Origin of the sequence: Deinococcus planocerae, from assembly GCF_002869765.1 — a bacterium.
GTDB lineage: Bacteria > Deinococcota > Deinococci > Deinococcales > Deinococcaceae > Deinococcus > Deinococcus planocerae.
This window is the reverse complement of the sequence record NZ_PNOR01000004.1, coordinates 47645-61744: the sequence shown is the minus strand read 5'-3', so window position 1 is coordinate 61744 and position 14100 is coordinate 47645. Positions and strand designations below refer to the sequence as shown.

Genomic DNA, 14100 nt, shown 5'->3' with positions numbered 1-14100 from the left:
GGGACAAAGGGAGGCGTGCCGGAGGAGGTTTTTCGTCCCGTTTCCGAGTGAGGGCGATAGGGTCCGTGGGAAGACAGCCTGGATGGAGGCTCCTGGGTCACAGCGGGGGCAGGGTCAAGAGAGGCCGGGCGTTAATCTGCGCCGATGCTGACCCAGGCCGACGTCCTCTCCGCCGAACTGGAGGCGCTTCTCGCCCGATCCATGTTTCCCGACCCCGAACACATCCGCCGCATGCTGGAGACTTACCAGACCGATCCCACCCGCTGCGTCTTCACCTGGGGGGTGGAGGGACGCCCCGTGAGCGCGGCGGGCATCCGGCAGCACGACGGGGAAGTGGAGGTCTTACACCTCGGCACTGCTCCGCCCCTCCTGCATACCCTGGCCGCCCACCTGAGCGCAGCTCGCATGGTCGCGGAGACGGACGACGGGGCGGCGGAGTTCTACCGGCGGGCCGGATTCGAGGTGAGGCCCATTCCCTCCCGCTGGGAGCGGGCGCGATACCGCTGCGTCCTCATCTCTCCCTGAGTTTCTTGCGCTCCTCGACCGCGAGCCGGTCCACCCGCTCGTTTTCCTCGTGCCCGTCGTGGCCGCGCACCCAGACGAAGGTGAGGGCGTGTTTCCTCGCCTGCTCGATCAGCTCCTCCCACAGCTCGCGGTTTTTCACGGGCTCGCCGCCCGCCGTTCGCCAGCCGTTGCGCTGCCACTTCAGAATCCAGCCGTCGGTGAAGGCCTTGCGGAGGTATTGGCTGTCGGTCACCACCCGCACCTGGCAGGGGCGCTTGAGGGCCCTCAGCCCTTCGAGCAGGCCGCGCAACTCCATGCGGTTATTCGTCGTCTCCCGCTCGTGGCCGCTCAGGACGAGTTCCTGGCCTCTGTACTTCAGGAGGGTGGCCCAGCCGCCGTGCCCCGCCGCCGTGTCGCAGGCGCCGTCGCTGTAGAGGTACACGAGTTCCCCGGCGATGGGCTGGTCGGGCTGGATTCCCGCCTTGATGGGCAGGAGGTCCCGCGCCGCGTCCTGCGCCTTCTGGGCGGCGGACTTGCGGAAGGGAGGTTTGCCGCCGGGCTTCGTCATGGCCCCGGAACTGTAGGGAGGGCCGCCCCGTACTGTCAAGGACGTGAGCCGCCAGCGGCCAGAGTCGATCAGTTTTCTCGGAGGGGAAGATGCACAGAGCGAGCACCGGGAATCAGGGACACAGTGAGGTCACCCAGGCCCACCGCGCCTGCCCTCCGAGCACGGGTGAGGTGGACGGTCTGGCTGGCACAGCCCGGGCCGCTGGGTTCCTGGAGGCCCTTCGATGAGCCTTCCCCCGGCGTCCCACCCGCCGCTCGCCCCCCTCATCCCCGAGGCCGAGCGGACGCCCGCGCTGCTCATCCACCTCTCGCCGCTGCTGGGCTTCGTGCTGCCCGTGCTGGGCAACGTGCTGGGGCCGCTCGCCGCGTGGCTGGCCTACCGCGACCGCAGCCGAGTCCTCGACCACCAGGGCAAGGAGGCGCTGAATTTCCAGCTCAGCGTGTGGCTGTACTCGTTCGTGTTCGGGCTGGTGTTCTTCGTCCTGCTGAGCCTGGGGTTGATCGGCGGGGCCTTCGGCGCGGCAGCGGGCGCCCCGGGGGCGGGGGCCGTGGCGGTCTTCGGGTCGCTCGCCGCGTTCTTCGCCTTCTTCATCCCGCTGAGCCTCGTGTTGTGGGCCTTTCCGCTGGTGGTGATGGTCCTCGCGGTGCTCCGGGTGACCCAGGGGCGGGCGTACCGGTATCCGCTGCGGCTGCGGTTCCTGAGGTAGCAGGATGTGGATGCCGCTCAGGAGGCTGGCGCTCCGGCTCGTCCACACCTCACCCCCCACAACCCCTATCCTCTTCCCCATGCGAATCATGGCCGTCTTTGCCCACCCCGACGACGAGATCGGGTGCATCGGCACGTTGAGCAAACACACGGCGCGCGGCGACGAGGTGCTGCTGGTCTGGACGACGCTGGGCGAACTCGCCTCCCAGTTCGGGGACGCCTCCCACGAGGAGGTCACGCGGGTACGCCGGGAGCACGGGGCGTGGGTGGCCAGCCGGATCGGGGCGCGGTGCCACTTCTTCGACATGGGAGACAGCCGGATGACGGGGGGCCGCACGGAGGCCCTGCAACTCGCCCGGCTGTACGCGCAGTTCCGCCCCAACGCCGTGATCACCTGGAGCGACGACCACCCCCACCCCGACCACCGCATGACCGCCAAGATCGCTTTCGACGCGATCACGCTCGCCCGCATCCCCAAGATCGTCAACGAGTCGGGTGGCGGCGCCGCCATGCCCCCCGCCCCCGACCTCAGCGGCGACGAGGCGGTCGAGAGCGGCGAGGACGTGACCCGGCTGGAGGCGTGGCGCGAACCCGTGCGCTTTTACCAGTACTACGCGCCCGCCAGCCCCTACCCCGAGGTCTTCGTGGACACGACCGACACCTTCGAGGCCGCGGCGGACGTGGCGGGCTACTACCGCGACTTTTACAAGTGGGCCTGGACCGCCGAGCAGTTCCGCGAGGGCCGCGCGGGGGCCGGACGCCTCGCGGGCGTGAAGTACGCCGAGCGGTTCAACCTGCGGGCGGGCCACCTGCGGGCGCGGGAGTACCTGGACTGACGGGTGAGTGGGAAGTGGTGAGTGGTCAGTGGAGGGTGGCTGTCATTCCTTGACCGGCGGTCTAAGCCGATCCCAGCGCGCGAAAGACCGTTGCAAGCCCTCTTTTCACCACTGACTACTTCCCACTGACCACAGACCGCGCGCCCCCGCGCGCTACATTGACCCCGACATGGCCGAACCCATCAACATCAGGCAGAGCATCGTGGTGCGGTCGCGCCCGGACGTGCTGTACCGGCTGGCGCTGGAGCCGAGGCGCCGGGTCAGGTGGGACCCCAACCTCGTGCGGGCGGAGTACCAGGGCGGGGACGGGCGGCTCTCGAACAACGTCCTCGTGCGCTTCAAGTTCTCGCGGCGGCTGCTGGGCCTCTCGTTCACGGCGAAGTATGGGCAGCTTCAGGCCCCCCTGCGCGGCGGCTGGGAGAGCGTGCGCAACGTCGGGCCGCTCGAAAGGCTCACCCAGGGCTGGAACTTCAAGGCGATGCCGGGCGGCACGGAGGTCACCCTGACCGTGAATGGCCGGGTGCGCTTCAACTGGGTGCGGCGGCCCATCGAGCGCATCCTGCACAACATGGTCGCCTCCACCCTGCTCGAACTCCAGCGTCAGGTGGACGCGCAGGGGGCGCAACTGATGGAGGACATGGGCCGCGAGATGCAGCGCAAGCAGCAGGAGGAGAAGAAGGCCGCGCGGGAGGCGGCGAAGGCGGCGCGGCGCAAGAGGTAGCCGGGCGGGGGGCAACCGTGGACCTCTGGGACTTGCGGGACGAACTCAACTTCCGGGACCTGCGCCTCACGCTGGGGCGGCACCCGCAAACGGGGCAGCCCTGCTTGCTCTTCATGGTGCAGTGCGGCATCGGGGAGTACCCCGCCCGGCTCCGGCTTGACGAGGACGCCTTCCGGCACTACCGGCAAGACCCTCTCCTCGCCGCGCGCCTGACCGACCGCTACCAGGGCCTGACGCGCGAACAGGTGCGCGAGGCGGGGGGCGAGTGCTGAGCGGGCCGGGCCGAACGCGGGCGCCGGGCCGCACCTAAACCTCCCATTCAGGAAGGGAAACGCCCTGTGGGCCGCGCGTATGATGCCCCTCATCAGGCGCCGGGGGCTGGAACCGCTTCCGGGCTCCCCCCCGGCGCCGGGGAGGTCCCCTATGAAGATCGGCATGATCGGCCTGGGCAAGATGGGCGGCAACATGGTGCTGCGCCTGACGCGGGGCGGCCAGCAGGCGGTGGGCTACGACCGCAACGAGGAGAACGTGGCTCTGGTCGAGTCCGAAGGCGCGCAGGGTGCCCGCACGATGGAGGAGCTGATCGCGGCCCTCGGCGAGCCGGGGCAGAGGGCCGTGTGGGTGATGGTGCCGTCCGGGCCGATTACGCAGTCGGTCATCGACGACCTCGCGGGGCGCCTCTCGCCCGGAGACATCGTGATCGACGGGGGCAACTCCAACTTCAAGGACACCATGCGCCGGGGCGAAGAGCTGGCGCGCCGGGGCATTCACTTCGTGGACGTGGGCACCTCGGGCGGCGTGTGGGGCCTGACGGAGGGCTACGCGATGATGGTAGGCGGCACGCAGGAGGCCGTCGAGCGGCTGCGGCCCGTGCTGGAGGTCCTGGCCCCCGCGCCGGATAGGGGCTGGGGCCGCATGGGGCCCGTGGGCTCGGGGCACTACGTGAAGATGGTCCACAACGGCATCGAGTACGGGATGATGCAGGCGTACGCGGAGGGCTTCGAGCTGCTGCACGCCAAGGGGGAGTTCGGGCTCGACATGGCGCAGATCGCCGAACTGTGGCGGCACGGCTCGGTCATCCGCTCGTGGCTGCTCGACCTTACCGCCGAGGCGCTGAAAAACTCCGCCGACTTCTCGCAGCTCTCCGACTATGTGGCCGACTCGGGGGAGGGGCGCTGGACGGTCATCGACTCCGTGGAACTCGGGGTGCCCACGCCGGTCATCACGCTCGCCACGCAGATGCGTTTTCGCTCGCAGCAGGAGGTCAGCTACGCGGGGCAGATGCTCAGCGCGATGCGGCGGGCCTTCGGCGGCCACGCGGTCAAGCTGCTCGAACAGACCCGCCAGGAGTCGGTCGTGCCCGAGGTGCAGCCCGGCGAGCACCCGCTCGCCGCCGCGCCGCAGAACATCCCGGTCGAGGCCGCCCAGCCTGTCACCGACAGCGCGGGTGAGGCGCAGGACCTCGGCGAGGCCGGGAAGCGGCGCGTCCTGGGGGACTCGTGACGCGCGGAAGGAAGAAAGCGGGGGCGCAGGACTCCCCCGAGCCCACGACCGGAAACGTCCGCCGCGCCGTCCGGCAAAAAGAGGCCGCGCGGGGCGACGACCTCGACCAGAGCCAGCTCTCCTCCGCCCCGCCCGCCCGCAAGAGCCGCAAACGCACCCCCGGCGCGGGGGCGGGCGCCGACGGGCAAAACCCCTTCCGCGCCCTGATGCGCCGCAGCCGCGCGCCCGAGCCCGCCACCCTGGTGATTTTCGGCGTGACGGGCGACCTCGCGCGGCGCAAGCTCCTCCCCGCCGTCTTCGGGCTGTGGCAGGACGGGCTGCTCGGGAGTGCCTTCAACATCGTCGGCGTCGGGCGACAGGAGATGACCGACGAGGCCTTCAAGGACTTCGCCGTCGAGGCCCTGAAGTCGAGCAAGGAGACGGACGCTCCCCAACCCGGCGCCCTGGAGAAGTTCCGCGAGTTGCTGTACTACGAGTTCGGCGATTTCGGCGGCGACGAGGTATACGACCTCGTGGGCCGGGAACTCGACCGGGCCGAGGAGGCGCACGGGGGGCGCAAGAACGCGCTCTTCTACCTCTCCACCCCGCCCAGCCTCTTCGAGCCGATCTCGAACGGGCTGGGGCGCCTCGGCCTCGCCGACCAGTCGGAGGGGTGGCGGCGCATCGTGATCGAGAAACCCTTCGGGCGGAACCTGCAAAGTGCCCGCGAGCTGAACGACGCGATCCACCACGTCTGGGACGAGTCGCAGGTCTACCGCATCGACCACTACCTCGGCAAGGAGACGGTGCAGAACCTGATGGCGATCCGCTTCGGGAACTCGATCTTCGAGCCGCTGTGGAACCGCGGGTACGTGGACCACGTGCAGATCACCGCCGCCGAGGACCTGGGGTTAGAAGGCCGCGCCGGGTACTACGAGGAGGCCGGGGTGGTGCGCGACATGCTGCAAAACCACCTGATGCAGCTCTTCGCCCTGACCGCGATGGAAGCGCCCGCCGCCTTCGACGCCGACGCCATCCGCGACGAGAAGGTCAAGGTGCTGCGGGCGGTCAAGGAGATTCCGCGCGGGCGCGTGAGGCAGGTCGCCGTGCGCGGGCAGTACGGCCCCGGCACCCTCTACGGAGAGCAGGTTCCCGGCTACCGCGAGGAACCCAACGTCAAGCCCGGCAGCACCACCCCGACCTACGTCGCGGCCAAGCTGGAGATCGACAACTGGCGCTGGCAGGGGGTGCCCTTTTACCTGCGGACGGGCAAGCGGCTGCCGAAAAAGGTCACCGAGATCGCCGTCGTCTTCAAGCGCCCGCCGCTGGGCATCTTTCCGGGCGGCCTGGAGCGCAACGTGCTCGCCTTCCGCATCCAGCCCGACGAGGGGGTGAGCCTCAAGTTCTCCTCCAAGTCGCCCGGGCAGGAGATGGTGCTGCGCGAGGTCGTCATGGACTTCCGCTACGACGCCTTCGGGGCGCAGCTCGAGAGTCCCTACTCCCGCCTACTGCTGGACGCCATGCTCGGGGACGCCACCCTCTTTCCGCGCGAGGACGAGGTGGATCACGCCTGGCAGATCGTCTCGGGCATCCTGGAGGCCTGGGACGGCACGGCGGCCCCCGAGTTCCCCAACTACCCCTCGGGCACCTGGGGCCCCGACGCGGCGGACGAGCTGATCGGGCCGGACCGGCGCTGGAGGAGGCTGTGAGGGGAGCGCCTGTGGCCCGCAGCCCGTGGCCCGTGGAAGAATGCGGGCCTCTCCCCCACAAGTCGCAGGCCACCAGCGACGAGCCCCAATGCAGAGGTGCCCCATGACCACCGCTACCGACCTCCGTCCCCTCGGCCCCGTGGACACCACCGTGCGGCGGGCGCAGGCCACCCTGGATGAACTGTGGGCGCAGACGGACGTGGAGACGCGGGCGTACACCGGCAATATCGTGGCGCTGACGGTGAAGAAGCACCGCGAGCGCGTGGAGGAGGCGCTCGCCGGGCTAGAGGGGCGCTACGCGGGGCGGCAGATCATCGGCGTGATGGACGGGCAGCAGGAGGTGGTCGTGCAGGCGAGCCTCGTGCCGCAGCGGGGCGGGCTCTACATCGAGCGGTTGACGCTGGAGGCGAGCCCCGAGCAGCTTCAGGGGGCGATCCTGCCCCTGCTGCGGCCCGCGACCGTCAATCACGTGTGGTGGGGGGCCGACACCAAGCCCGAGGGGGTGCTGCTGCGCGAGCTGACCGACATCGCCGATCAGGTCATCGCGGACAGCCTGACGCTCGACATTCCCCCGGCGCGGCACTACGCGCTCGCCGACCTGGGCTGGAGCCGTTCGGCGGGGTGGCGTGAGGCGCTGGCGCAGCTCTTCGACTCGCCCGACGCCGCGCGGCAACTGCCGAAGGTGGACCGATTGGTCGTGCGCTACGCGGGGAGGAACGAGCTGCCCGCCCGCCTCTTCGCGGGGTGGGTGGCGAGCACGCTGGGCTGGCGGGACCTGAGCGGCGCCGAACTCCGACCGGCCCGCTGCGGGCGTGAGAACGGCGACCTGTGCAGCGTCGAACTCATCGGCGAGGGGGTGCACTTCTCGCTGGCGGCCTCGGAGGGAGACATCGCCCGCACCCGCTGCGAGTGGCCGGACATGAGCCGCGCGACCGAGATCAACGTGCCGCGCATGACGCTTGCCGAGGGGCTGGCCCGCGTGATGGCCCGCCCCGAGCGCCGGGAGGTCTTCGAGCGCGCGTGGACGCTGGCGAAGGCGAGCCTGGAGGGGAAGGGATGAGGGACACGGGCAGCGGGGCGCGGGACGCGGGAGGAAGGCGGTGAACCTCCTCGTCTTCCCCACCCCGGAGGCGACCGCCCAAGCTGCCGCCGAAGCCTTCGCCGACGCCGCGCAGGAGGCGGTGAAGGCACGCGGCGCCTTCCACGTCGCCCTCTCGGGGGGCAGTACCCCGAAGTTGATGTACCGCGCCCTGCGGGAGATGGTGGCGGACGTGCCGTGGCGGGCTGTCCACGTCTACTTCAGCGACGAGCGGAGCGTGGGCCCGGAGAGCCCGGAGAGCAACTCCCGGCTTGCGTACGACGAGTTGTTGGCACACGTCCCGGTTCCTGAGACTCAGATTCACCGGATGGAGGGCGAGCGCCGACCACTGGAAGAGGCCGCGAGCGCGTACGCCGCCCTCCTGCCCGAACGGCTCGACGTGGTGCTGCTGGGCATGGGCGACGACGGGCACACCGCGAGCCTCTTTCCCGACACGGCGGCGCTGACCGCGGGGGGGCGGGTGACGGCGAACTGGGTCCCGAAGCTGGACACCGGGCGGCTCACCTTCACCTATGACGAGATCAACGCGGCTCGGGAGCGCTGGCTCCTCGTGACCGGGGCGGGCAAGGCGGACGTGCTGCGTCAGGTCGCGGCGGGTAAGGGCGACTCCCCGGTGGCGGGCGTGCGCGATCCGGTGTGGTTCGTGGACGAGGCGGCGGCGGGCGAGTTGGCGCGATAGGTCCGTGTTTCGACCGCGAGGAGGCTCGGGCCGCGTGCCTGAGCCTCTTCTCATTCAGAGTGGCCCAGCCTCCCCTCCCCGCGGCGGACGTGCCTTCCACCGGGAAGCTCATCTGCCGACACGGTAGCCTCCGGAGCAGACTCACCCCCAGCCCCCACCGAACGCGCCCCGTCCCCGGAGGACCCATGCGAACCCCTTCCCCGCGCCGCACCCTGCTCCTCACCCTCGCGCTGCTGACGGGCCCCGTCGCCCTCGCGCAGACGCCTCCCGCTGCACCCGCGCCCACCACGACGAGTGCGCCCGCTCCTCAACCCGCCCTCCCAGCGGGCGTGACCTTCGTGACCGAGGTCGAGGGCGTCCGCGAGTATCGCCTGCAAAACGGGTTGCGGGTGCTCCTCTTCCCCGACACGTCGAAGACGACCTTCACGCTGAACGTGACGTACCTGGTCGGCAGCCGCCACGAGGGCTACGGCGAGACGGGCATGGCGCACCTGCTGGAGCACATGGTCTTCAAGGGGACGCAGACGAGCGGCAACATCCTCGAAGGGCTCGGCAAGCGCGGCGCCGACTTCAACGGCACGACGAGCCAGGACCGCACCAACTACTTCGAGACGCTGACGAACACCGGGGATAACCTCGCCTGGGCCATCCGCATGGAGGCCGACCGCATGGTGAACTCGAAGATCAGTGCGGACGACCTCAAAACCGAGATGACGGTCGTGCGCAACGAGTTCGAGTCCGGCGAGAACAGCCCGCTGAGGGTCCTCCTCAAGCAGACCCAATCGGTCGCTTTTGATTGGCACAACTACGGCAACAGCACCATCGGCAACCGCTCCGACGTGGAGAACGTGCCGATCAGCCGCCTCCAGGCCTTCTACCAGCGGTACTACCAGCCCGACAACGCGGTGGTGACGCTCGCCGGGAACTTCGAGCAAGGCGCGGCGCTGCGGCTGATCGCCGGGAGCTTCGGCTCGATTCGCCGCCCGTGGCGCACCCTGCCGCCGCTGTACACGGTCGAGCCCCCGCAGGACGGCGAGCGCAGCGTCACCGTGCGCCGGGTGGGCGACGAGCAGATTCTCCTCGCGGCGTACCACATGCCCAGCATCCGCCACCCCGACATGCCCGCGCTGATGGTGCTCGACCAGATTCTCGCCGACGAGCCCGCCGGGCGGCTCTACCGCGCCCTGGTGCAGACCAAGCAGGCGACCGCCATCGGCAGCCTCACGAACAGCGCGACCGACCCGGGCCTGATGATGTACGGCGCCATCCTGGGCAAGGACGACAGGCTCGCCCCCGCCCAGGCGACCCTGCTCGCCACGCTGGAGGGGGCCAGCAAGACGCCCTTCACGGAGGAGGATGTGGCGCGCGTCCGCACCCGGGTGGTGAGCGGCTACGAGCAGCTCCTCACCAAGCCGGAGGAGGTCGGCGTGACCCTCTCCGAGTACATCGCGGCGGGCGACTGGCGGCTGCTCTTCAAGCTGCGCGACGACATCGAGAAGGTGACGCCCGCCGACGTACAGCGGGTGGCGGCGGCGTACCTGAGGCCCACGAACCGCACCCTGGGCACCTTCCTGCCGACCGCCCAGCCCGACCGGGTGACGATCACCCCCGCGCCGAGCGCCGCCGAAGTGCTCAAGGGCTACCAGGGACGGCAGGGCCTCGCGGCGGGCGAGACGATCCCCCCCGAGCCCGCCGCGCTGGAGGCCCGGGTCACGCGAGAGAAGGTGGCGGGGGCGGACGTGGCTCTTCTCCCCAAGAAGACGCGCGGCGAGCGGGTGGAGTTCGTCCTCAGCCTCAATTTCGGCAACCCCGACACCGCCCGCACGGGCAAGGACGCGGCGGACTTCATCGCGCCCCTGCTCACGCGCGGCAGCACGGGCCTGACCCGGCAACAGCTCGCCGACCGCCTGGAGGCCATCCGCACCCGCCTGAGCGTGACGGGCAGCGCGACGGGCGCCACCGTGCGGGTGAGCACCGACCGCAAGAACCTGCCGGAAGCGCTCGCCCTGGCACGCAAGGTGCTGCGCGAGCCCACCTTCCCGCAGGGCGAGTTCGAGGAGATCAAGAAGTCGAGCCTCGACAGCCTGGAATCGGGGCGCAGCGACCCCGAGACCGTCGCCAGCCAGGCGCTCGGGCGGGCCTTCATGCCTGCGGGCGCCAAGCGGGGTGACCTGACCTACGTCCCCACCCTCGACGAGGAGATCGCGGACACGCGGGCCGTAACGCTGGCGCAGGTGCAAGATTACTACCGCCGGGTCTGGGGGGCGGCCAGGGCGCAGGTCTCGGTCGTGGGCGACTTCGATCCGGCGACGGTGCGGGCGGCGATTCCCGAGATGCTGGGCGGCTTCGGAAGCGGCGTGCCCTATCAGCGGGTGATCCTGCCGCTGACGAACCCGAAGGCGCAGGACCTCGTGCTGAACGTGCCCGACAAGGCGAACGCGATCTACCTCGCGCGGCTGGCCTTCCCGCTGCGCGACGACAACCCCGACTACGCGGCCCTCACGGTCGCCATGCGGGTGTTCGGCTCGGGCACCGACTCGCGGCTCTTCAACCGGCTGCGGCAGAAAGAAGGCCTGAGCTACGGGGCGGGCGGCGGCGTCAGCGTCTCCAGCGAGGACGAGAAGGGGAACTTCACGACCTACGCGATCTTCAACCCGAACGTGACGGGGCAGGTCGCCACCGCCATGCGCGAGGAACTGGGCCGCGCCCTGAAAGACGGCTTCACCGCGCAGGAGATCGAGGCGGCCAAGTCCGCCATCCTCCAGGAGACGCGCGTGGCCCGCAGCGACGACGCCAACCTCGCCTCCGGCCTCGCCCGCCAGCTCTACCTGGGCCGCACCTACGCCTTCAGCGCCGACTTCGAGACCAAGCTCAAAGCCGTCACTCCCGAGATGGCGCGCGACGCCCTGCGGAAGTACGTGAACCCGGCGAACCTCGTGGTCGTGCGGGCGGGGACGTTCGGGAAGTAGGGGAACGCCTCCTTTCAGCTCCTCCCCCCTCGTGGGGGAGGCTGGGAGGGGGGAAACGCAAACGGCCACCAGCGCGGCCCGAGGAAGACGGCCTGGACATCCCATTGGTCTTGGGCCGCCCTGCCCGCTCACCCCCACCTCACCTCCCCCCTCTGCAAGCCGCCCTGCAAGTCAAGGGGGAAGAACTTTTTGCCCCGGGTATCCCGCCCGCCAACGCTCTCTTTTCCCCTCCCGTTGCCGCGTCATACTCCCCCCGTGAACGCCGCCGAACTCCTCGCCGACCTCGCCGTCTCCCTCGGGGCAGACGCGGTGGGGTGGGCTCCGGCGCAGGTTCCGGGGACTTCGGTGGAAGAGTACGCCGGGTGGCTGGGGGCGGGGCGGCACGCGGGCATGGGCTATCTGGAACGGCAGCTTCCGGCCCGCTCGGACCCGTCTTCAAGGCTGGAGGGGGCGGGCAGCGTCCTCGTGCTCGGCGTCTCGCACGCCTTCGAGGAACCGCCCGTGCCGACTGGGGGAGTGCGGGTGGGGCGGGTCGCCCGCTACGCCTGGACGCCCGACTACCACGACCAGCTCCAGCCCGTGCTGACCCGGCTGGAGGAGGAGGCCGCCCGGCTGAGGGTGCGGGCGCGCGGGTACGTGGACCACGGCCCGGTGATGGAGCGCCTCTTCGCGGCGGGCGCTTTCCTGGGCTGGCGCGGCAAGTCGGGCATGAACGTCAGCACGCGGCTGGGCGCTTTCGTGACGCTGGCGGTGCTGCTGACCGACCTGCCTTTCGGGGGAACGCACGCGGCCCACCCCGACCGCTGCGGGCGCTGCCTGCGCTGCGTGGCTGCCTGCCCCACGAGCGCCATCGGGGACGACCGGGCCATCGACGCGCGGCGCTGCATCTCGTACCTGACCATCGAGCACCGGGGGCCGATCCCGGATGAGTTCCGCGCCGGGGTGGGCGACTGGCTCTTCGGCTGCGACGTGTGCTCGGAGGTCTGCCCGTGGTCGCAGAAGGTGGGAGCGCTCGCCCGGCTCCTCCAGCCGCACGCGGAGCTGGCCCACCCCGACCTGGGCGCCTTTTTCGGGATCGGCGAGCGCGAGTTCGAGCGGAGACACGCGGGCACGGCCTTCCTGCGCCCCCGCCGCAAGGGCATGGCGCGCAACGCCCTGACGGTGCTAGGCAACACCCACGCGCCGGAGGGCTGGCCCCTCCTCCTCGCCGGAACGCAGGACCCCGCCTGGGAGGTGCGCGAGGCCGCCGCCTGGGCGCTGGGCCGCTGGGGGGAGGGGGAGCACCTCCAGAGGCTGCTGGACGATCCGCACGGGGCGGTGCGCGAGACAGCCTCCCGAGCCTTGACCGAGGCTTCATGAGGGAAAACGGGCGGGTTTTCCCCCTCGCATTCGGGGCGGGAACGTGGTCAGGTGAGGACATGGCGAACATGACCGAGACGTTCATGCAAAGGCTCCAGACCATCGAGGCGAGCGGCGATCCCGGGCCGCTGGTGGAACTCTTCGCGGATCAGACGACGCTGCGCAACATGACCACCCAGGAGTGGAGCGGCGTGGACGGGGCGCAGGACTTCTGGACGCGTTACCTGGCGAACTTCGACCAGATTCGCAGCGAGTTCTTCCACCACGCCGACGACGGCCACACCGGAGTCATGGAGTGGGAGGCGACCGGCAAACTCCCGGACGGGGCCGACATCGCCTACCGGGGCAGCAGCGTGATCGAGCACGACGGCCAGAAGGTGCAGGCCTTCCGCACCTACTACGACTCCGCCGCCTTCGTGAAGCCCGCCGTGGAGTCCTGAACCCCGCAGTCAAGACGAAGACCGGCCCGGCGCCCGGAGGAGACTCCAGGCGCTTTTGTTTTGCCGCCGCTCCGGTCACCCGGGGCCGCCCACGCGGGTGAACGCGCGCCCAAGACATGCCCTCAGAGACGGCGCATAGCATGGGGAGGATGCGCGCCCGACTTCCCCTGCCCGCCTGCCTGGCCGCCGCCCTCACCCTGAGCCTCGTGCTGCCCGGGGTGCGGGCAACTTCGGCCCCGGCCCCGGCGGCCCAACCCGCCCCCGTGCTCCTCACCCCCAGCGTCACGGCCCGTTACCGGCACGACCGCGCGGCCTTCACCCAGGGGTTGCAGTACGTGGGGCAGGGGACGCTGGTGGAAAGCACCGGACAGGTCGGCGAGTCGGGGGTGCGGCGGGTCGAGCTGCGGACGGGGCGGGTCCTCGCCCGGGTGCCCACGCCCATCTCCACCGCCTTCGGGGAGGGGGTGACGGTCCTCGGCGGCGTGGCCTACCACATCACGTGGCGCACGGGCGTGGCCTTCGCCTTCGACGCGGCGACCCTGCGCGAGGTCGGACGCTACCGCTACGGGGGCGAGGGCTGGGGCCTGACCCACGACGGCAAGGCCCTGATCATGAGCGACGGCTCGAACGTGCTGTTCTGGCGCGACCCGAAGACCTTCGCGGTCACGCGGACGCTGCGGGTCACGGACGACGGGCAGCCCGTCAAGAACCTCAACGAGCTGGAGTACGTGCAGGGCAGCGTCTACGCGAACGTCTGGCTCACCAACCGCATCGCCCGCATCGACCCGAAGACCGGCAACGTCACCGCCTGGATCGACGTGGGCACCCTGACGCAGGAGGTCAGCGCCGCCGCAAGCCGGGCCGGGCGTCCCCTCACCTTCGACGACGTGCCCAACGGCATCGCTTTCGTCCCCGAGCGCGGCACCCTGCTCCTCACGGGCAAGCGCTGGCCCACCGTGTTCGAGGTGCGGCTCCCCGGCGTGAAGGCCGAGCCGGGCACGGCGGGTCAGGCCAGACCGCGCCGCTGAG

At 70.6% G+C, this 14100-nt stretch carries 14 protein-coding genes; 13 read left to right on the top strand and 1 reads right to left on the bottom strand.

Features of this window, described 5'->3' with window-relative positions; translation table 11 throughout:
• Positions 1-144 precede the first annotated feature (144 nt).
• Entirely contained in the window at positions 145-525 is a 381-nt protein-coding gene (locus tag A7B18_RS03170; RefSeq protein ID WP_102125207.1) for a GNAT family N-acetyltransferase, read from the top strand.
• Here A7B18_RS03170 and rnhA read toward each other — a convergent pair.
• A complete protein-coding gene (gene rnhA / locus A7B18_RS03165) occupies positions 512-1072 on the bottom strand; it encodes a ribonuclease HI (protein WP_102125206.1) in 561 nt (186 codons plus the stop codon). The genes A7B18_RS03170 and rnhA overlap by 14 nt on opposite strands.
• Before the next feature lie 223 nt (positions 1073-1295).
• Here rnhA and A7B18_RS03160 point away from each other — a divergent pair, with 223 nt between their 5' ends.
• The 12 genes from A7B18_RS03160 to A7B18_RS03105 all read left to right on the top strand — a co-directional run bounded on the left by A7B18_RS03160 (position 1296) and on the right by A7B18_RS03105 (position 14099).
• Positions 1296-1778 (top strand): DUF4870 domain-containing protein, encoded by a 483-nt coding sequence (locus A7B18_RS03160; RefSeq protein ID WP_102125205.1) that lies wholly within the window; start codon positions 1296-1298, stop codon positions 1776-1778.
• Positions 1779-1857: 79 nt separating this feature from the next.
• Positions 1858-2613 carry a PIG-L deacetylase family protein gene (locus tag A7B18_RS03155; protein ID WP_102125314.1) on the top strand — a complete coding sequence of 252 codons (756 nt, stop codon included), beginning with the start codon at positions 1858-1860 and terminating at the stop codon, positions 2611-2613.
• 169 nt (positions 2614-2782) lie between these two features.
• On the top strand, positions 2783-3334 hold the full coding sequence (locus A7B18_RS03150; protein ID WP_102125204.1) for an SRPBCC family protein: 552 nt from the start codon (positions 2783-2785) through the stop codon (positions 3332-3334).
• Positions 3335-3351: 17 nt separating this feature from the next.
• Positions 3352-3606 carry a hypothetical protein gene (locus A7B18_RS03145; RefSeq protein ID WP_102125203.1) on the top strand — a complete coding sequence of 85 codons (255 nt, stop codon included), beginning with the start codon at positions 3352-3354 and terminating at the stop codon, positions 3604-3606.
• 151 nt (positions 3607-3757) lie between these two features.
• Positions 3758-4837, top strand: coding sequence for a phosphogluconate dehydrogenase (NAD(+)-dependent, decarboxylating) (gnd, locus tag A7B18_RS03140; protein ID WP_102125202.1), 1080 nt, complete (start codon positions 3758-3760; stop codon positions 4835-4837).
• Positions 4834-6525, top strand: coding sequence for a glucose-6-phosphate dehydrogenase (zwf, locus tag A7B18_RS03135; RefSeq protein ID WP_102125201.1), 1692 nt, complete (start codon positions 4834-4836; stop codon positions 6523-6525). The genes gnd and zwf overlap by 4 nt, the downstream gene beginning before the upstream one ends.
• A 103-nt stretch (positions 6526-6628) precedes the next feature.
• Positions 6629-7585, top strand: coding sequence for a glucose-6-phosphate dehydrogenase assembly protein OpcA (locus A7B18_RS03130; protein WP_102125200.1), 957 nt, complete (start codon positions 6629-6631; stop codon positions 7583-7585).
• A gap of 40 nt (positions 7586-7625) precedes the next feature.
• Entirely contained in the window at positions 7626-8303 is a 678-nt protein-coding gene (gene pgl, locus A7B18_RS03125; RefSeq protein WP_102125199.1) for a 6-phosphogluconolactonase, read from the top strand.
• A 185-nt stretch (positions 8304-8488) separates the two neighbouring features.
• Positions 8489-11272 carry a M16 family metallopeptidase gene (locus tag A7B18_RS03120; RefSeq protein WP_102125198.1) on the top strand — a complete coding sequence of 928 codons (2784 nt, stop codon included), beginning with the start codon at positions 8489-8491 and terminating at the stop codon, positions 11270-11272.
• A 255-nt stretch (positions 11273-11527) separates the two neighbouring features.
• Positions 11528-12631 (top strand): tRNA epoxyqueuosine(34) reductase QueG, encoded by a 1104-nt coding sequence (queG, locus tag A7B18_RS03115; RefSeq protein ID WP_102125197.1) that lies wholly within the window; start codon positions 11528-11530, stop codon positions 12629-12631.
• 59 nt (positions 12632-12690) lie between these two features.
• Entirely contained in the window at positions 12691-13071 is a 381-nt protein-coding gene (locus A7B18_RS03110) for a nuclear transport factor 2 family protein (RefSeq protein WP_102125196.1), read from the top strand.
• A 149-nt stretch (positions 13072-13220) separates the two neighbouring features.
• A complete protein-coding gene (locus A7B18_RS03105) occupies positions 13221-14099 on the top strand; it encodes a glutaminyl-peptide cyclotransferase (protein WP_102125195.1) in 879 nt (292 codons plus the stop codon).
• The last annotated feature ends 1 nt before the right edge of the window (position 14100 follow it).

Bases quoted from the DNA above. Each gene is read 5' to 3' on its own strand.
- A7B18_RS03170 (WP_102125207.1), top strand. From the start codon at position 145: ATGCTGACCCAGGCCGACGTCCTCTCCGCCGAACTGGAGGCGCTTCTC.
- rnhA (WP_102125206.1), bottom strand. From the start codon at position 1,072: ATGACGAAGCCCGGCGGCAAACCTCCCTTCCGCAAGTCCGCCGCCCAG.
- gnd (WP_102125202.1), top strand. From the start codon at position 3,758: ATGAAGATCGGCATGATCGGCCTGGGCAAGATGGGCGGCAACATGGTG.
- A7B18_RS03105 (WP_102125195.1), top strand. From the start codon at position 13,221: ATGCGCGCCCGACTTCCCCTGCCCGCCTGCCTGGCCGCCGCCCTCACC.
- A7B18_RS03130 (WP_102125200.1), top strand. From the start codon at position 6,629: ATGACCACCGCTACCGACCTCCGTCCCCTCGGCCCCGTGGACACCACC.
- A7B18_RS03160 (WP_102125205.1), top strand. From the start codon at position 1,296: ATGAGCCTTCCCCCGGCGTCCCACCCGCCGCTCGCCCCCCTCATCCCC.
- A7B18_RS03120 (WP_102125198.1), top strand. From the start codon at position 8,489: ATGCGAACCCCTTCCCCGCGCCGCACCCTGCTCCTCACCCTCGCGCTG.
- A7B18_RS03110 (WP_102125196.1), top strand. From the start codon at position 12,691: ATGGCGAACATGACCGAGACGTTCATGCAAAGGCTCCAGACCATCGAG.
- A7B18_RS03150 (WP_102125204.1), top strand. From the start codon at position 2,783: ATGGCCGAACCCATCAACATCAGGCAGAGCATCGTGGTGCGGTCGCGC.
- A7B18_RS03155 (WP_102125314.1), top strand. From the start codon at position 1,858: ATGCGAATCATGGCCGTCTTTGCCCACCCCGACGACGAGATCGGGTGC.